Below are 17,154 nucleotides of genomic sequence, written 5' to 3'. Positions count from 1 at the left end.
CGGATGACGCCCGAGCCTACGCCGCACCCCCCCGGACGCACCCCGCCGTCCCACGCACGCACGCCGACGCACGCGCGCGCCGACGCGCACGTACGCGCAGGCCGGCGGGCACGCGCACGCCCCTCAGGACTCGACGGGCTGCTCCGCCATGAGGTCACGGATGATCGTGCGGTCGGCCTCGGTCCACCGCTCGGGGGCGGTGACGGCGGCGATGCCGTCGACGTACTCGAGGTGATAGGAGTGCCCATAGCCGGGCGGGACGTCGCCGGCCACCATGAGGTCGCCGGTGACCTGCAGAAACGTCACGAACGGGATCCATTCCATCTCGGGCAGGACGGCCGCGCCGCGCTTCTCGCGCAGCCAGTCGGGCTTGCCGAGGACGAGGTCGGGGTTCCACCAGGTGACGCCGTCCGACGGGTGCTGCAGGTAGACGATGCGCGGGTCGGGCCACTCGCCGGGAAGGTCGAAGAGGTTCGACGCGTCGCCGGGGGTCGCGCTCCAGCGGACGGTGTGGCCGCCGTCGAGCACGGGCTGGATCTGCGGGGAGCCGGCGTCGCGGTGCTGGGCGAGGTCGTTCCAGAGGTCGGTGAAGCCCGGCGTGCCGACCCACAGGGCGCCGTCGGTGCGGGCGGCCATGTCCTGGAGGCCGCTGAACGCGCCCTGTCCGCCGTAGCTGCCGAGCGAGAGGCCGTACGCGACGAGCCGTGGCCGCTCACCCTCAGGGCGCGCGGACCAGGCCTCGTAGACGGCCTCGAAGAGGGCGCGGCCCGCGGCGGGCGGCGTCGAGCGGTCACCGACGAACGACACCCAGCTCGGCAGGTAGGAGTACTGCATGGCGGCGATCGCAGTGTCACCCGAGTGCATGAGCTCGAACGCGTCGGAGAACGAGGGGTCGACCCAGCCGGTGCCCGTCGTCGTGACGACGGCGAGCACGCTGCGCGACCACGCGTCGGTGCGGTCGAGCTCGGCGATGACGTTCGCGGCGACGTCGTCGAGGGTCTCGCCCGACGACATGCCCGCGTACGTGCGCACGGGGCTGCGGACGTCGTCGGCGGGGATTCCGCGACGTGCGGCGACGTCAGCGATCGTCGCGTCGTCGAACCCGCCGGCGACGAACGTGCGGCCCTGGATGCCGAGCGTGTCCCAGTCCTGCGTGGAGTCGGGCGAGCCCGATCGCAGCGGGCTCGTCGGGGCGACGACACCCTCGCGGGTGCCGTCGTCGACGTTCGCGTAGATCGAGTTGAGCGCGGAGAGCGCGCCGCGGACGACGGTGCCGTCGACGACGAGCACCGCGAGGACGGCGACGACGACGAACCCGACGAGGCGCGCGGTCGGCGCGGGCACCCATCGACCGACGAGGCGTGCGACGCGGCGCACGCACCAGCGCAGTCCGCGCACGGCCTGGAGCAGGGCGACGGCGAGGAGGACCGCGACAACGGCCTGCGTCGGGGCGTTCCAGGCGGGGCCTGGCTCGGCGCCCATGAGGCCCCGGATGCGGTCCTGCCAGCGGGCGCCGAGGATCATCATCGTCGGGACGGCCACGAGGGCGACGACGCCGAGCGCAAGGAGCCAGCGCCGCTGGGCGGCCGCCGACGGCGGCCGCCGGAAGCCGAGCATCCGGACGAGGCCGAGGCACGCGCGGCCGACGCCGTAGCCGACGGCGAGCGAGAAGCCCGAGACGATCGCCTGGTAGAACCAGACGCGCGGGATGAGCGAGGGCGTGAGCGACGCGCAGAAGAAGAGGAGCGCGACCCACAGCCCCGTGGTCGAGAGGCCGGATGCCCAGCCCCGAACCGCGCGACCACCTGCAACGACCCACCGAGGCGCACTCATGCCCCGACCCTACCGACCGCCACCCTCACCAGACAGTGCCCACTTTCGCGAGATAGGGGTCTGCCGTCGAGGTAGCGGCCTGTAGCCCCCTACCTCGGCGGCAGGCCCCTAGCTCGCGGGGTACGGCGGGCGTTCAGGTCGGCAGGCGCCGACGTCCTCGCCGGACCACCCATCCAGCGATGGCGCCCGACGAGCCGATCGCGAGCCACAGGTCGTCGCCGACCCGGTAGAGAGGGACGTCGTCGACGCGTCCGCCGGCCCAGACGTCGCCTCGGCGCGCGGCCGCCCTGCCCGGCGCATCGGCGGCCACGCTGTCGAAGGTGATGCTCCACGCGGCGTCCGTCAGCCGCGGCAGCCATCGCCGTGCGCGGCGGCGCCACGGGCGCCGTCGGAGCCACGCTCCTCGGACACCCCCTGTCGCCGGGTCGGTCCGCAGGACGAGGCCACCGGGCACGAGGACGTCGCCCGGCTTGGGCTGCCCACCGCCGACGTCGACGGGCCCGCACTCCGGCCTGTCCGTCGGCGCGGCAGAGGCGTACGTGAACCGGTCCGACGGCCGCTCGGGTCCGTACCAGCCGATACGCAGCGGCACGCCCGGCACGACGACGTCGAAGCGTGCGGCGAGCTCGTCGACCCACCGCGACCGCGGGGTGGCACCCACCTCGCGCAGGAGCTCGTCGACGCGGGTGCGCACCTCGTCGTCGGTCCGCGCGACGACGACACGCCGCCCGGTGTGGTCACACGTCCCTGCGGGGTGCGGGCACGTCTCGAGGAACAGCCGACGCTTGAGGAGACGGTAGTTCTCCGGGTCGAAGCCCGGAGCGTCAGGCGGTTCACCTGTGCGCGCCACGATCTCGACGAGGCCGTGCCTCCCACGCGATCCTGCGGGTACGAGCTCGTCGACCTCGAGACGACCCCGGGCCGCGGCCACGGCACGGCGCAGGTCGGCCGCCCTGAGGTGTGGCCGCAGGAGCGTCTCGATGTCATCGGCCTCGACGTACCAGTCGAAGGTCGCCCCGCCGAGCACGTCGACCCACCTGTCCTCCGCGTAGAACGCCCAGTCGAGTCCGACCTGGTCCCACGCGTCGGCGTCGGTGGGCCAGGGTGCCGGGTCGAGCATCTCGACGTGTTCGACGTACATCTCGAGGGTGCTCTCGTCGTCACCGAGGTCGCGGCTCGGGCCCCGAGACCACTGCGCCCACACCTCGGTGACGAGCACCGTCCCGCCCGGGAGCCGGACGACGCCGTAGAGGAACCCGGGCCAGAGGTCGAGGAACGCGGGCAGGACGGGACGCCCCGCGTCCGGCGGTGTACGGACCACGCGCAGCTGCGGCTCGGCCTCGCTCGGCGGGGCGTCGTCGGCAGCGTCATCCGCCCATGCGATCGCCCCGTCACGCGCCGCGGGGCCGTGCTCGGCAAGCCAGTCGGCGAGCTCGTCGTCGCTCGCGTACCCGCCCGACTCGGCGAGCGCGTCCCACTCGTCGTTGAGGCGTCGTGCCGCTTGCGCAGGCGACGCGCCCTGGCGCAGGGCGAGATACGCGACGTCGGGGAGCCGGTCGACGGCGTCGTAGAAGCCGCCCTCGTCGTCGGGAACGCTCGCGAAGCGGAGATGGAACGCGCGACGGAACTCGAGCAGGCCCCGGGTACGCGCTCGGTCGTCAGGGTGCATCGCTGCTCGTGTCCCGTCGCATCTCGTCGCCCCAGCGAGTGTCAGCGGGCGCGGCGGCGTGCCACCGCAGGACCGAGCGAGAGGTTGCCATGGCACATGCTCCCGCACCCCACGGGCCGGCGTCGATCCCCTCTCCCGCCGTCCGCCGGGAGGAAGGCGGGCGCGGACAGGAGAGAGGGCATTGACGGGCGATATGTAAGCGATATATCGTGAAGTATCGCGAGGGAGAGATCCTCCCTCCACAACACCAGGAGGACTTCCATGAGGAACCCCATGAACTCCAGCTTCGAGCGCCGCGGACCGCGACGCGAGCACAACCGCCACGACGGCTTCGGTCGCGACGGCGGCCCGCGCGGCCACCGTGGCGGACGCAGCGGATTCGGACCCGGCGGCCCCGGCTTCGGCCCAGGCGGACCCGGCTTCGGCCCCCGCGGCGGACGCGGGCGCCGCGCCGGACGGGGCGACGTCCGCCTCGCCGTGCTCTCGCTGCTCGCCGACGCCCCGTCGAACGGCTACGGCCTCATCAAGGCCATCGCCGAGAAGACCGGCGACGCCTGGCGCCCGAGCCCCGGCTCCGTCTACCCCACGCTCCAGCAGCTCGTCGACGAGGGCCTCGTCACGACGACCGGCGAGGGCCGCTCCACGGAGCACTCGCTCACGGACGAGGGTCGCACCTACGTCACCGACAACGCCGATGCGATCGCCGCCACCTGGGCGTCGACCCCCGGCCTCTCCGCCGCCGACGCGACCTTCCACGAGTCGGCCATGAAGCTCCGTGGCGCGATCCAGCAGCTCCGCCACAGCGGCACCGACGACCAGAAGACGGCCGCCGCCGAGAAGCTCGACGAGGCGCGTCGCGCCCTCTACCTGCTCCTCGCGGAGTGACACCGGGCCGGGCCTACCGGCCCGACGCCCCACCCGACGCCCGCCCTCGCACCACGCGACGGCGGGCGTCGTCGTCACGGTCGATCATCCAGCCTGCCACGGCGCCCGACATCCCGACGGCGAGGACGAGGTCCTCCCCGATGCGGACGGATCTGCCGTTGTGGGGACGTCCGGCCACCCAGCTGTCGCGCCAGCGAGCGGCAGGCTCGCGCCTCTGGGCGCGACCGGCAGCAGCCTGCCTGACGAACGCCGTCCACCCCTCCGTCTCGAGGCCGCTCAAGGACTCAGCGCGGTACCTGCGCCACGGACGTCGGGGCAACCAGGCACCGCGGACGACGCCCGTCGCGGGGTCCGTCCGGAGGACGAGACCACCCTGGAGCATGACGTCCCCGGGTTCTGCGGTGCCGGCACCCACGGTGACCGGACCGAAGGTCGGCTCGTCGTGCCGCACCGCATCGACGTATACGTGCCGGTCCGACCGGCGCGCCGGTCCGTACCATCCGAGCGTCGACCACCGGTCGTGCGCGACGACGTCGAACCGCGCCCGCAGCTCGTCGTCCCACAGGCGACGAGGCGCGCCGTCCAGCTCATGGAGGAGTGCGGCGACCTTGGTGCGGATCTCGTCCGTGGTCCGCCCGACGATGTGCCGACCGATGTGCTCGTCGGGCGCTCCGCACCCTGGGCAGATCTCGAGGGAGAAGCGTCGTTGGACGAACCTGCCTCGCCCCCCGATGTCGGGGTCGAGCCGTGGGTCGATGTCCCGCAAGGTGATCTCCACGACCTCGTGCACGCCGTCGGAGCCGATGGAAACGATCTCCTCGACGGCGAGCTTCCCGTGCGCCTCGGCCTCGAGCTCCCGAGCGAGGTCGTCATGGTCGCGGTCGCGCAGCAGGGTCACGAAGTCGGCCGGGTCCTCGTGCCAGTCGATGACGGCGCCGTGCAGCTCGTCCGGCGCATACGGCTCGTAGAAGAACCAGTCCCCTGTCGCGGCGGCCCAGGCCTCGCCGGCGTGGCGCCACGGGGTCGGGTCGAGGACGGCGACGATGTCGAGGGCCGCCGTGAGCCGCATATCGGCCCGGGGCCGTCGAGTGTCGCCCCAGACGTCGATCCGTAGCTCGAGGAGGAGGACCGTTCCCTCCGGAAGGGTCGCGGTGCCGACGACGACGCGCTGCCCGAGCCCGACGACGACCGGGAGCGGCAGCTCGTCCGTGACGTCAACGCGCACGGACACCATCCTCGCGTGGCCGGTCGATCTCGTGGGCCCACCTGCTGTCCTCCGGGGCGATCGGGGGCGTAGGCGCGAGGGAGCCGAGCGTCGTCCCGTAGCGGTCGCCGATGACGACCTCGGTGAGGCTGCCCAGCCTCCAGCTGGACTCGGTCGCATGCCACGTGCACTGGGGCGAGAGCTCCCAGAGGTCGAGGTCCCGTCGGCGCAGCGCGTGCGGGAGCCCGTACCAGCGCTGGTCCGGCTCGTCGATGCACTCGATGCCGACGAGCGTGTCGGCGGTGAGCAATGACGCGAGCATCGCGCGGGTGCTGTCGAGGTCGACGTCAGGCGCGGTGGGTGGCCAGTCGACGAGGTGAGCGGACGCGCGCTGGCTGAGAGGCGCCGGGGTGACGTGGTCGACGTCGCGGAGCCTGCGCACCGTGAGCCCGTCCGGGTGCCCGAGATCGGCCAGCTGAGCGAGGATCACCCAGCGACGCCCGAGCGCGAGGACACGACCGTCGCAGCTGTCCCCGTCGACGCGCTCGACCCGCACGACGGTTCCGTCGCGGAGGGCAGCGTCGAGCAGACGCGGGACGGGAGGAAAGATGGCCATGCCGCATGATCCCGTACCGAGCGGTCGCCGTCGACGGCTTTGAGCGGCGGCGAGCTCTAGAGTCGCGCCACCCGTCGCGAGATAGGGGTCGCGCGCCGAGATAGGGGCCTACAGACCCCTATCTCGACGGCACACCCCTATCTCGCGATCAAGGTGGGCGTCAGAGCGTGCGGGTCGCTAGGACGCCGCGGTACCAGTGCGCCGAATCCTTCGGGGTGCGCTCGAGGGTGTCGTAGTCGACGCGGACGATGCCGAAGCGGCGGGCGTAGCCGTAGCGCCACTCGAAGTTGTCGAGGAGCGACCACACGAAGTAGCCGCGCAGGTCGACGCCGTCGGCGCGCGCGTCGAGCGCGGCGGCGAGGTGGCGTCGGACGTAGTCGGTGCGGTCGGCGTCGTGGATCGCGCCGTCGGGCGCGACCTCGTCGTCGAAGGCCGCGCCGTTCTCGGTGATGACGAGCGGCAGCTCCGGGTAGCGGGCTGACAGGCCGCGCAGCAGCCGGCCGAGCGCGTCGGGGTCGATGTTCCAGCCCATCGCCGTGTGCGGGCCGGGCATGGCGAGGAAGTCGACGTCCTCGGCGCCGGGCCAGGCGGACGTCGCGCCGCGCCGGTGGCCGTCGGCGAGCTCGCGCTCGCCGCTCCCGTCCCACATCCGCACGGCGTTCGATGAGTAGTAGTTGACGCCGAGGTTGCTGAGCGGCTGTGCGATCGTCGCGAGGTCGCCGTCGCGGACGAACGACCAGTCGGTGACGTCCTCGGTGACGCGCACGAGCCGCTCGGAGAGCCGCCCCTCGACCATGGGGACGAGGAACGTGTCGTTGGCGAGGGCGTCGACCTTCTCGACGGCGGCGGGGCCGGTGGGGCCGTCGGGCGTGAAGACGTGGAAGTTCAGGGTGACGGAGAACTTGGCGTCCGGCTTCACGACGGGGCGCAGCGCGGCGATCGCGGAGCCGTGCGCGAGGCTCAGGTGGTGGGCTGCGACGAGCGGTTCCTCGCGCCCGGTGAGGCCGGGCGCGTGCCCGCCGGAGCCGTACCCGAGGTAGGCGGAGCACCAGGGCTCGTTGAGCGTCGTCCACGTGTCGACGCGGTCGCCCAGGGCGGTGCCGACGACGTGCGCGTAGTCGGCGAACGCGTGGGCGGTGCTGCGGTCGAGCCAGCCGCCGGTGTCCTGCAGCGCCTGCGGCAGGTCCCAGTGGTAGAGCGTCGCGACGGGCGTGATGCCACGTTCGAGCAGCCCGTCGACGAGCCGGGAGTAGAAGTCGAGCCCGGCACGGTTGACCTGACCGCGGCCCCGGGGGAGGACGCGCGGCCAGGAGATCGAGAAGCGGTAGGCGTCGAGACCGAGGTGCGCCATGAGGTCGAGGTCGGTCTCGACGCGGCGATAGTGGTCGACGGCCGTGTCGCCGGTGTCGTCGCCGAGGATGGTCCCCGGGACGTGGCTGAAGGTGTCCCAGATCGACGGGCCGCGTCCGTCCTCGGCCGCAGCGCCCTCGATCTGGTAGGCGGCTGTGGCCGCTCCGAGGGCGAAGCCGTCGGGCACGCGCATGGGGGCTCCTTCGCCGTCGTGGGAACGCTTCCATATCCTGCCACGGATCCCACGTGCCTGCGAACCCGGCCGCACCCGTCGCTCCGCTGCGCGCCCGCCGGTAGGGTCGGGCCATGAGCGACACGAGCCGCCCCGGCTACGACGGCCCGCACGGGAGCATCGTCGCGCGCTCGGTCGCGCTCGGCCTCGTCGCCGGCACGATCACCGGCCTGCTCATGGGCATCGCCGCCTCGTGGGACGCGCTCGAGTACGGGCCGCTCACTGCGATCTTCGGCACGCTGGCTGGCGTCGCGGCGGGCGCCGCCGTCGGCCTCGTCCTCGCGCCTGTCGTCCGCGGGCTCGCCCGCGCGCGCACGGGCCGCCCCACCCGCGGCGAGATCGCCACCGTCGCGTCGCTCCCGGCCGCGCTCATCCTCGCCCTCGTGATGTTCGTCCGCGGCGGAGAGTGGCCACCGTTCGCTCTCGGGCTGGGCGCGCTGAGCATCGCCGTCGTCCTCGGCGTCGTCGCGCGCCTCCTGCCGTGGGCCTGGGCGCCGCTGCGCGGCGTCGAGCCCGCCACGGGCACGACGGTCGCGTGACGCTGCCCCCGACGGTCGACGCGGAGCTCGGCGACGACGGCATCTGGCGCGTCGACGGCGGCGACCTCGGCTGCGCACGCCTGCTCATCCACCTGCGCCGGCACGTCATGACCCTCGAGGCGGGAACCGTCGTCCACCTCACGTCGACCGACCCCGTCGCACCGATCGACCTGCCCGCGTGGTGCCGCCTCACGGGCCACGTCTACCGGGGCCCCGTCGAGCAGCCCGGACGCCCGACCTACGCGATCGAGGTCGCGTCCGCGCCCGCGCCGACGGCCCCGGACAGGCCCTGGCACAGGGCGTGAGACGACGAGAGCCACCCCGCAGGGTGGCTCTCGTCAGGTGGTGCGCCCGGAGGGATTCGAACCCCCAACCTTCTGATCCGTAGTCAGATGCTCTATCCGTTGAGCTACGGGCGCGTGGTCGACCTCGCGGAGGACCTCGAAGAGCATACCCGCTCCGACGGGCAGCGTGCGACGCCTCTCAGGCCGGCTCGCCGTCGGCGGGCGGGATCGGCACGAGGTTCTCGTCGACGTCCACCCGGCGGTCTCGCCAGTAGAACTCACGGTCGTGCTCGCCGATCTCGCGGATGACGCGGCACGGGCGCGCTGCGTCCGGTCGATCGGGTGTCCGGCGGTCGAGATGGTGACGTTCGGACCGAACATCACGCGGTTGCCGATGCGGATCTCGGTGTAGTCGACGAGCGTGAGGCTGAAGTTGGCGTAGACGTCGCGAGCCCAGCAGGCCGACCATCTGAGGTAGCTCTGATGTCCGGACTCGGTCGCGACGGGCGCCGACACCTTCAGCCGCCCCTGCACCTCTGCCCTGTCCGGCCAGCCCAGCAGGCGCTCTGGCGTTGCCGAGTCCGGACAACAGCGATGCGAACAGCATCTGGGAAACGCCCCCGCCCAGGCTCCCGGGCCCGGAACAGAGATCCCGACGGCCCCAGATGTTGCGTGGCCAGCACACGAAGCGCATGCTCGAGTCAAGTGCCCGACGGAGTTTTCACCCGAGTCACGCTGTGATCTTTGCCACATTGTGCGAGCCTGGTCGAGCCGGACTGGAGACGAGGAGCATCAGATGAGCCACAACAACCTGTCATCCAACGGAGGCACCGAGGCGCCAGGCTCGCAGGAGCAGGACTGGCCTGGAACCACCAGCGACATGACCCCACAGCCCGACCACGGGGAGGCACGGGAGGGAAAGTCGCGGCTCACCGGCCGTCGCGCGCTAGTCACAGGCGGCGACTCGGGAATCGGTCGTGCGATCGTCCTTCGCTTCGCACAGGAAGGGGCCGATGTGGCGTTCACCTACCTCCCGCAGGAGGAGGACGACGCGGTCGAGACCCTCGAGCTAGCCCGGCGCACCGGCACGCGAGTGTTCGCCGTCTCCGCAGACCTCCGCGATCACGACTCAGTGTCCACGGTCGTCTCGGCCGCGGCGACCGAGCTTGGGGGGCTAGATCTCGTCGTCGCCAACGCTGGCTACCAGATGTCCCTCACGTCCGGCCTTCTGGACTTGACCTCAGAGCAGCTCGAGCGGACCTACGCGACAAACGTCTTCGGTGCGATATGGCTGGTCCAGGAATCCTTGAGGTACCTAACCGCGGGCGCGTGCATCTTGCTGACGACATCTATTCAGGCATATCAACCTTCGCCGCATCTTGTTGACTACGCCTCGACCAAAGCCGCGCTCAACAACCTGACAGTGAATCTCGCCGGCGACCTCGGCTCCCAAGGTATTCGTGTCAACGCAGTAGCCCCCGGTCCTATCTGGACTCCGCTCATCCCGGCAACATTCCCCGCAGAACACGTCGCACGGTTCGGCAAGGACACCCCCCTGGGGCGCCCAGGGCAACCTGTCGAGGTCGCGGATGCGTTCGTCTTCCTCGCTTCTGAAGAGGCTTCCTTCATCAGCGGCTCCGTCCTCGGCGTCACTGGTGGCAAGGCGGTCTTCTGATGTCTGAGTACAGCCCGGGCGACGACCACGGCACACACCCGACCACGACCCACGCCGAGCACGGCGCAGGCCACCCGGCGCTCTTTGTCTCGACGGCGGTGGACGACGGGACGGCACCGCGCAAGGTTTCGATCGTGGACGACGAGTTCACGATCGGCTCGGGCTCGGGGGTGGACCTCGAGCTGTCTGGCGCGGAGCCCCTGCACCTCACGATCGTCCACGACGAGCGCGACGAGTACCGCGTCGAGGCGCACGCGCCTGTCGGAGGCGGCTCCGCCTCGGAGCCTGCCGACCGGGCGCTGCGCACGGGCGCACGCCTCGAGGTCGGCGGCTGGGTGCTGACGTTCTGGCGGGAGGAGCGCGCCGACCACGGTCGCCCGTACGGCGGACGCCAGGGCGGGGAGTTCTCCGAGGGCCGCACGCAGCCGCCCCGACCCGCTGACATCGAGGCGGGCCTCGTCCCGAGCGTCCCGCCGGGCACAGAGGTCGTCGACGACGCAGGCGGCGTCAAGGAGGAGTAGCGCGATGACGGCGAGCACGATCGCGGACGTCGAGAGCCAAGGCTCTCGAACGCCCCAGCGTGTGCGCGCCGCAGCAACGGTCGCGCTCTTCGCTGTGCTCGCGGCGGCACTCCTGGGTCTGCTCGGCACGCGCATGGCGGAGCGCAGCGTGACCGAGAGCGTGTGGACGACGCACGTGCGATTCGCGTCCGCCGCACGCGCGGGACTCGACATCCCGCTCACGGTCACGGTCGAACGGGCGGGCGGCTTCGACGGTGACGTCACGGTCGCCATCTCTTCGGACTACCTGCGGCTCCTCGACCAGCAGAGCGTCGACCCCGAGCCGGCGGAACAGACGCGCGACGGCGCCTGGACGTACCTGACGTTCACCGCTCCTGAGGGCGAGGTCCTCAGGTTCGACATCGAGGCTTACGTCCGGGCGTTGCACGACCGCAGCGCCTCGGGCCGCGTCGCCGTCATCGACTCCGACGGGCTCCACGTAGCACCCGTCGACATCCACACCCGCATCGTTCCCTGAGCGAGTGCCCTGACCGAAGGGAGTCCCCGGTGGAGACCGTCATCCGCGCGGCTGTCGTGTTCCTCGCGTTGTGGGCCATCACGCGCGTCGTCGGCAGGTCGACGCTCGGCGAGCTGAGCTCGTTCGAACTCATCGTCTTCGTGACGATGGGCGACCTCGTCCAGCAGGCTGTGACCGGCCAGGACTCCTCCGTCACCGGGGCTGTTCTCGCCGTCGGCACGATGGCGGCGCTCACGATCATCCTCGCGTGGTTCAACGCGCGCTCGAGGAAGCTCCACGCGGTCGTCACGGGCAGGCCAGTCGTCGTCGTCAGCGACGGCGCGGCGGACCATGACACGCTCCGCCGTGAACGTCTCGCCTACGACGACCTGCTCGGCGCCGCCCGCCAGCAGGGCATCGAGGACCTCAGGAGCGTGCGGCTCGCCGTGCTCGAGCCCAACGGCAAGGTCTCGTTCTTCGCCGGCGAGTCCCCCGCCTCGGGCGCACCCGACGGCACCGACGCCGGCTGACCACTCACCCCCCTGGAGATCTCATGACCGCGCATCCTGTGCTCGCTTCCCTCGACCGGCTGGAGACCTCGCGCATGCTCGCGCCGGTCGCGGACGCGCTGCGGCGGGCGAGCGAGGCCGTCACGAGCGACGTCCGGGTGCGCGAGCTGCTCCAGGGCTCGCACCTCGGGCATCCCATGCACGCTGCGCTCGCCATGCTGCCCGTGGGGGCGTGGGCGTCGAGCGTCCTGCTCGCGGGCCCGCGCCACGGTGCGGGCGCCCGGCGGCTCCTGCGTACCGCGGTCCTTGCGACGCCCGTCGTCGCCGTGACGGGTCTTGCCGACGCGCGGCGCCTCGACGCGCGCCGTCGGCGCGTGGCGGTCGTGCACGTCGCGTGCAACCTCGTGGCGTCGACGCTCGGCGCGGCGGCGCTCGCACGCACGTCGCCCGGGCAGCACCCGGGCCGGGTCGCGTCGCTCGGGGGGTTCGCAGTGCTCATGGCCGGCGGGTTCCTCGGCGGTCACCTCTCCGCGCGCATCGGCGCGCCGCCGCCCCCGCGGGGTGCGGGCGCCGCCGAGGAGCGGCCGCTCGGCCGGCTCGTGAGCGCGCAGGACGACGACGATGACTGACCCGCGGCTGTCCGACGCTGTCTACATCCTTCCGCTGCACACGGCGGCGGAGGTCGACCCCGACCTCGAGGCATACCTGCGCGGGCTCACGCGCCACGTCGAGCTGGTCGTCGTCGACGGCTCTCCGGCCCGCGTCTTCCGCGCGCACCGGAACAGGTGGCCGCGCACCGTCCGCATGCTCCACGCGCCCACGCCGCCGCCGGGGGCGAACGGCAAGGTCGTCGCCGTCAACCATGCCGTGGCGCTGACGACCCGCCCCGTCATCGTCGTGGCGGACGCCGACGTCCGCTACGGCATCGAGGAGCTGGCCGCCGCCGTCAGGCTCGTGGGCACCGCAGACGTCGTGCGGCCGCAGAACTACTTCGACCCGCTCCCGTGGCACGCGCTGTGGGACACGGGCCGCACTCTCGTCAACCGCGTGATCGGGTCGGACTACCCGGGGACGCTCGTCGTCCGGCGGGAGGCGTTCCACGGCCACGTTCTCCGTCCTGACGTCCTCTTCGAGAACCTCCAGACGATCAGGATGGTCAAGGCTCTCGGCGGGACGGAGCACCGCGCCGACGACCTCTACGTCGCGCGCCGCCCGTGCAGCGCCCGGCACTTCCTGCGGCAGCGCGTCAGACAGGCCTACGACAGCCAGGCACAGCCATGGCGCCTCGTGGCGGAGCTCAGCCTCGTGCCCCTCGCGCTCACCGTCCTGCGCGACCGCCGTCGGTTCCTCGGCTCGTGGCTCCTCGCCATGACTCTCGCGGAGATCGGACGTCGTCGCGCAGGGGGCGCCGCGGTGCTACCCGCGACGGCGACCGCGCTCGCGCCCCTGTGGCTCGTCGAACGAGCCATGACCTCGTGGCTCGCTCTCGCGCTGCGCGTCACCGGGGGCTGTCCCTACGCCGGCCGCCGCGTTCGGGCGGCGGCCGACAGCACGCGGTCCCTGCGCCGGGCGCTCGCGCCGACCCGCAACCTCACCCCGACGAAACGGAGCGCATGATGCCCCCAATCACGCTGAAGTCCGCCGCGACGAGCATCCGTCTGCCGCTGCCACGCCCGCGGGGGCAGCTGAGCGCGGAGGTGCTCGGCATCCTCACGTCCGGCGTGCCCGGTGCCCGGGCGCTGCCAGCGGCGCATCCGGTGTCCGACGACGACCTCGCCGACGACGACGACCTCCAGCTCACGCTCTTCTGCCTGCAGGAGCTGCACTACCGCGGTATCGAGGGCGTCGACGACGCATGGGAGTGGGACCCGTCCGCGATCGCGCTGCGCCGCAACCTCGAGGATGCGTTCGAGGCGCACCTGCGCGGGCGCGTCACCGTGCCGGACGTCGCGGCGACGACGGCCGACGGCGTCGCGCAGATCCTCTTCGAGATGACGTCGAGCGACGGCGGGCCGAGCGTCTCCCGCTTCGTCGCACGCAAGGCTTCGCTCGCCCAGCTCCGGGAGGTGCTCGTCCACAAGTCGATCTACCAGCTCAAGGAGGCGGACCCTCACACGTGGGCGATCCCGCGACTCACGGGCCGGGCCAAGGCGGCGGCGGTCGAGATCCAGGCGGACGAGTACGGCGGTGGGCACCTCGCATCGATGCACTCCGAGCTCTTCCGCAGGACGCTGCGCGCACTCGACCTCGACGACCACTACGGCGCCCATGTCGTCGCCGTGCCCGCGGTGACGCTCGCGACGTCGACGTTCATGTCGCTCGCGGGTCTCAACCGGCGCCTGCGCGGTGCGATCACGGGGCACCTCGCCGCTTTCGAGATGACGTCGTCGATCCCGAGCCGGCAGTACGCCGACGGCATGCGGCGCCTGGGTCTCGGCGAGGACGCGACCGGATACTTCGACGAGCACGTCGAGGCGGACGCCGTGCACGAGCAGATCGCGGGCCGCGACCTCGCGGGCGGGCTCGTCGAGGCGGAGCCGCACCTCCTGGGTGACGTCCTGTTCGGCGCCGGTGCGTGCCTGCTCCTCGACGACCTTGCCGCCGCTCGCCACCTCGCCGCGTTCGACGCGGGCACGTCCTCGCTGCGGGAGGTGGCTGCGTGAGGGGGCGCGACGTCGTCGAGATGACCTTGTGCCCTGACGGGCCCATCCTCGTGCGCGGCGCTGCGCGCATCGTCACGGGCGACGGCCGGGCCGTCGCCCGCAACCGCCCCACCATCGCTCTGTGCCGCTGCGGTGGCTCGGCGATCAAGCCGTTCTGCGACGGCACCCACAAGGTCAACGGGTTCACGTCCGACGACCCCACGCCCCCGTCCGCCCGGGAGGGCGGGTGCGGAGGGATCTGCGCATCGGAGGAACCATGCGACTCTCTCGACAAATCGCCGGGGCCCTCGCCCTCTGCTCCAGGCTGACGCTGCTCGCCGCCTGCGCCCGTGGCGCGGGCGGCACGACGGACGCCACAACGCCGTTGACACCGGCCGCGACGCTCGCACGACGCTTAGCGTCATGGGTCTCTGCGCGGGCAGCAAGTTCGACTCGCAGGTCGTCATGGCGAACACGGACCTACCCGAGCCGACCGTCTAGCTGCAGGACTCCGCGACGTTCACGGTGCCGCACGGCCTCAAGGCACACATCGATCACTCGGCCCCGGGGGCGAGTCGCGGTGGGAGGCCGTCGTCAGCGCGAACGTCATCACGGCGCTGCCCATGCTCATCGTCTTCGTCGTCGGCCAGCGGCACTTCGTCCGCAGCGCCGCCACCACGGGACGCACGAGCCGGGAACCACCCACCCGCACCTGGAGGTCATCATGCGTGCAGTCACCTGGCAGGGCGCAGGGCACGTCGCGGTAGAGACGGTTCCGGACCCAACGATCGTCGAACCGACCGACGCGGTCGTCCGCATCACGTCGACGGCGATCTGCGGCTCCGACCTGCATCTTCACGGCCCACTCACGCGGTTCTGCATGCGGGGTGACCTGCTGGGTCACGAGGCCATGGGCGTCGTCGAGGAGGCCGGCCGCGATGTCGCGCACGTCGGTCCGGGTGACCGCGTCGTCGTGCCGTCCAAAATCCCTCGTGGCCGTTGCTGGATGTGCCAGCGCGGCCTGCGGTCGCAGTGCGAGACCACGCAGGTGCGTTCGGAGGGGCGGGGTGCCGCACTCCTCTGGTACGCGCTCCTCCACGGCGCGGTGCCTGGCGGACAGGCCGAGCTGCTGCGGGTTCCGCGCGCCGACTACGGGCTCGTCCCGGTACCGGACGGCGGCTCGCCCGACGATCGCTACCTCTCCCTCTCCGGCAACCTGCCGACGGCGTGGCCAGCCGTCCGCCGGTGCGGGGACGTTGGCGGCGCGACGGTCGTCGTCCTCGGGCTGGGGCCCGTTGGCCAGTTTGCGGCACGGGTCGCGCTGCACCTGGGCACGACGCGTGTCGTCGACACCGACCCGGTGCCGGAGCGGCTCGCGGTGTTCCGCGACAAGGACGACGGGTGCATCAAGGTCATCCTCGACCCGGCGGCGGTGGCCGCATGAGGGTCACGGTCGTCGGGGCGAGCGGCAACGCCGGCAGCGCGCTCCTGCGGGCTCTCGTGCAGGAGCCGTGGGTGACGCACGTCCACGGCGTGGCGCGGCGGGTGCCGTCGGAGGAGGTGAGGCGGCTCGCGACGACGTGGCAGACGCTCGACGTCGGCGCACGCGGCACGTGGGTTGGCGACCGGATGGTCCACGCGCAGCTCACGAAGGCACTCACCGGCAGCGACGCCGTCGTGCACCTCGCATGGCAGATCCAGCCGAACCGCGACCGCGATCGGCTCCGTGCGACGAATGTCGAGGGGACACACCGCGTCCTGGCGGCGGCGGCGCGCGCGGGCGTCGGCCAGGTCGTCGTCGCGTCGTCCGTCGGCGCGTACTCGCCGGTCGCCGACGACGTCCTGCACGATGAGTCGCACGCGACGGGCGGCACGCGAACCTCGCACTACGCGGTCGACAAGTCCGCACAGGAGGCACTCCTACGGTCGTTCGTCGCTACCCACCCAGGCATCACCACGTCGTGGCTGCGGCCCGCGCTCATCTTCCAGCGGCCTGCGGGTGCGGAGATCGTCCGGTACTTCCTCGGCCACGACGTGCTTCGGGCGGCACTCGCGCCGCACACTGTCCCGGTGCTTCCGTGGCCACGCGGGTTCCGGCTCCAGGCCGTGCACGCCGACGACGTCGCGCAGGCGTACGTAGCGGCACTGCGCACACGCGCCCACGGTCCGTTCAACGTCGCGGCGCCCGACGTCCTCGACGGGCGGGCGATCGCGGACGTCCTCGGAGCGATCGCGGTGTGTACCGTCCCGCGCGGGCTCGCGCGGCCCGCGGTCGCGCTCGCGTGGCGGGCGCGGCTCGTCGCGACGGACCCGGGCTGGTTCGACATGGGCGCGGGCGTGCCACTCATGTCGACCGAGCGCGCCCGATCCGAGCTCGGCTGGGAGCCGACGTGGAGCGCGCGGGACACGATCGCCGAGGTCGTCGCAGGCATGCGCGCGGGCGAGGGGCTCGGCGACCGGGGCCCCATGCGCACCGCCGAGCACCACCACGACGATGGGGACTGACCCCTGTCCCCGAGTTCCCTCGCAGTTCCCACCGAAAGAGAGCCACGATCATGACCACGACACCCCACGAGAACGGCGCGTACGACCCTGCGACGGACCCGGACTCTGACCCTGAGCAGCTCAGCTCGCACCGCCGGCCCCAGCAGCCCGACCAGGCGGAGGGCGCCGACGACGAGACGGCGACGGACCGCTGA

At 72.3% G+C, this 17,154-nt stretch carries 20 protein-coding genes and 1 tRNA gene; 15 read left to right on the top strand and 6 right to left on the bottom strand.

Translation table 11 applies throughout. The features are described 5' to 3' along the window. Positions 1–123 precede the first annotated feature (123 nt). On the bottom strand, positions 124–1,833 hold the full coding sequence (locus tag G7063_RS00710) for an alpha/beta-hydrolase family protein (protein ID WP_166412627.1): 1,710 nt from the start codon (positions 1,831–1,833) through the stop codon (positions 124–126). A gap of 133 nt (positions 1,834–1,966) precedes the next feature. Then, a complete protein-coding gene (locus tag G7063_RS00705; protein WP_166412626.1) occupies positions 1,967–3,502 on the bottom strand; it encodes a hypothetical protein in 1,536 nt (511 codons plus the stop codon). Between the two features lie 273 nt (positions 3,503–3,775). On the opposite strand from G7063_RS00705, the gene G7063_RS00700 reads away from it, so the two are divergent. Continuing rightward, positions 3,776–4,387, top strand: a complete 612-nt coding sequence (locus G7063_RS00700; RefSeq protein WP_166412625.1) for a PadR family transcriptional regulator — start codon at positions 3,776–3,778, stop codon at positions 4,385–4,387. Positions 4,388–4,400: 13 nt separating this feature from the next. On the opposite strand, the gene G7063_RS00695 is transcribed toward G7063_RS00700, so the two are convergent. From G7063_RS00695 to G7063_RS00685, 3 genes are all read right to left on the bottom strand, one after another. Beyond that, positions 4,401–5,612, bottom strand: a complete 1,212-nt coding sequence (locus tag G7063_RS00695) for a hypothetical protein (RefSeq protein ID WP_166412624.1) — start codon at positions 5,610–5,612, stop codon at positions 4,401–4,403. After that, positions 5,602–6,207, bottom strand: coding sequence for a hypothetical protein (locus G7063_RS00690; protein ID WP_166412623.1), 606 nt, complete (start codon positions 6,205–6,207; stop codon positions 5,602–5,604). The genes G7063_RS00695 and G7063_RS00690 overlap by 11 nt, the downstream gene beginning before the upstream one ends. A 160-nt stretch (positions 6,208–6,367) precedes the next feature. Next, complete coding sequence (locus tag G7063_RS00685; protein WP_166412622.1) at positions 6,368–7,750, bottom strand: GH1 family beta-glucosidase; 1,383 nt, start codon at positions 7,748–7,750, stop codon at positions 6,368–6,370. Positions 7,751–7,863: 113 nt separating this feature from the next. Between G7063_RS00685 and G7063_RS00680 the strand changes: the two genes are divergently transcribed. Then, positions 7,864–8,328, top strand: a complete 465-nt coding sequence (locus G7063_RS00680) for a hypothetical protein (protein ID WP_166412621.1) — start codon at positions 7,864–7,866, stop codon at positions 8,326–8,328. After that, a complete protein-coding gene (locus G7063_RS00675; RefSeq protein WP_240916142.1) occupies positions 8,325–8,633 on the top strand; it encodes a sulfurtransferase TusA family protein in 309 nt (102 codons plus the stop codon). Before G7063_RS00680 ends, G7063_RS00675 begins: the two co-directional genes overlap by 4 nt. Positions 8,634–8,671: 38 nt before the next feature. On the opposite strand, the gene G7063_RS00670 is transcribed toward G7063_RS00675, so the two are convergent. Continuing rightward, positions 8,672–8,747: transfer RNA gene (locus G7063_RS00670), tRNA-Arg, on the bottom strand. Between the two features lie 52 nt (positions 8,748–8,799). Between G7063_RS00670 and G7063_RS00665 the strand changes: the two genes are divergently transcribed. The 12 genes from G7063_RS00665 (at position 8,800) to G7063_RS00610 (ending at position 17,154) form a co-directional block, all read left to right on the top strand. Next, on the top strand, positions 8,800–9,024 hold the full coding sequence (locus tag G7063_RS00665; protein ID WP_166412620.1) for a hypothetical protein: 225 nt from the start codon (positions 8,800–8,802) through the stop codon (positions 9,022–9,024). 384 nt (positions 9,025–9,408) lie between these two features. Next, positions 9,409–10,287 carry an SDR family oxidoreductase gene (locus G7063_RS00660; protein WP_166412619.1) on the top strand — a complete coding sequence of 293 codons (879 nt, stop codon included), beginning with the start codon at positions 9,409–9,411 and terminating at the stop codon, positions 10,285–10,287. Next, the gene (locus G7063_RS00655; RefSeq protein ID WP_166412618.1) at positions 10,287–10,808 is read left to right on the top strand and encodes a hypothetical protein; all 522 of its coding nucleotides are present in this window, start codon (positions 10,287–10,289) and stop codon (positions 10,806–10,808) included. Before G7063_RS00660 ends, G7063_RS00655 begins: the two co-directional genes overlap by 1 nt. Before the next feature lie 4 nt (positions 10,809–10,812). Then, positions 10,813–11,325 (top strand): hypothetical protein, encoded by a 513-nt coding sequence (locus G7063_RS00650; RefSeq protein WP_166412617.1) that lies wholly within the window; start codon positions 10,813–10,815, stop codon positions 11,323–11,325. Between the two features lie 29 nt (positions 11,326–11,354). After that, entirely contained in the window at positions 11,355–11,834 is a 480-nt protein-coding gene (locus tag G7063_RS00645) for a DUF421 domain-containing protein (RefSeq protein WP_166412616.1), read from the top strand. Between the two features lie 23 nt (positions 11,835–11,857). Continuing rightward, positions 11,858–12,442, top strand: coding sequence for a DUF2231 domain-containing protein (locus G7063_RS00640; protein WP_166412615.1), 585 nt, complete (start codon positions 11,858–11,860; stop codon positions 12,440–12,442). Further along, positions 12,435–13,430 carry a glycosyltransferase family 2 protein gene (locus tag G7063_RS00635; RefSeq protein ID WP_166412614.1) on the top strand — a complete coding sequence of 332 codons (996 nt, stop codon included), beginning with the start codon at positions 12,435–12,437 and terminating at the stop codon, positions 13,428–13,430. The genes G7063_RS00640 and G7063_RS00635 overlap by 8 nt, the downstream gene beginning before the upstream one ends. Further along, complete coding sequence (locus tag G7063_RS00630; protein WP_166412613.1) at positions 13,430–14,476, top strand: iron-containing redox enzyme family protein; 1,047 nt, start codon at positions 13,430–13,432, stop codon at positions 14,474–14,476. Before G7063_RS00635 ends, G7063_RS00630 begins: the two co-directional genes overlap by 1 nt. A gap of 20 nt (positions 14,477–14,496) precedes the next feature. Further along, positions 14,497–14,784 carry a CDGSH iron-sulfur domain-containing protein gene (locus G7063_RS15490; protein ID WP_166415128.1) on the top strand — a complete coding sequence of 96 codons (288 nt, stop codon included), beginning with the start codon at positions 14,497–14,499 and terminating at the stop codon, positions 14,782–14,784. A gap of 395 nt (positions 14,785–15,179) precedes the next feature. Then, positions 15,180–15,899, top strand: coding sequence for an alcohol dehydrogenase catalytic domain-containing protein (locus G7063_RS00620; RefSeq protein ID WP_166412612.1), 720 nt, complete (start codon positions 15,180–15,182; stop codon positions 15,897–15,899). Next, positions 15,896–16,960 (top strand): NAD-dependent epimerase/dehydratase family protein, encoded by a 1,065-nt coding sequence (locus tag G7063_RS00615; RefSeq protein WP_166412611.1) that lies wholly within the window; start codon positions 15,896–15,898, stop codon positions 16,958–16,960. The genes G7063_RS00620 and G7063_RS00615 overlap by 4 nt, the downstream gene beginning before the upstream one ends. A gap of 50 nt (positions 16,961–17,010) precedes the next feature. Further along, positions 17,011–17,154, top strand: a complete 144-nt coding sequence (locus G7063_RS00610) for a hypothetical protein (RefSeq protein ID WP_166412610.1) — start codon at positions 17,011–17,013, stop codon at positions 17,152–17,154.

The organism is Sanguibacter sp. HDW7 (assembly GCF_011300875.1).
GTDB lineage: Bacteria > Actinomycetota > Actinomycetes > Actinomycetales > Cellulomonadaceae > Flavimobilis.
The sequence above is the reverse complement of the archived record's forward strand: the minus strand, read 5'-3'. Positions and strand labels throughout refer to the sequence as shown.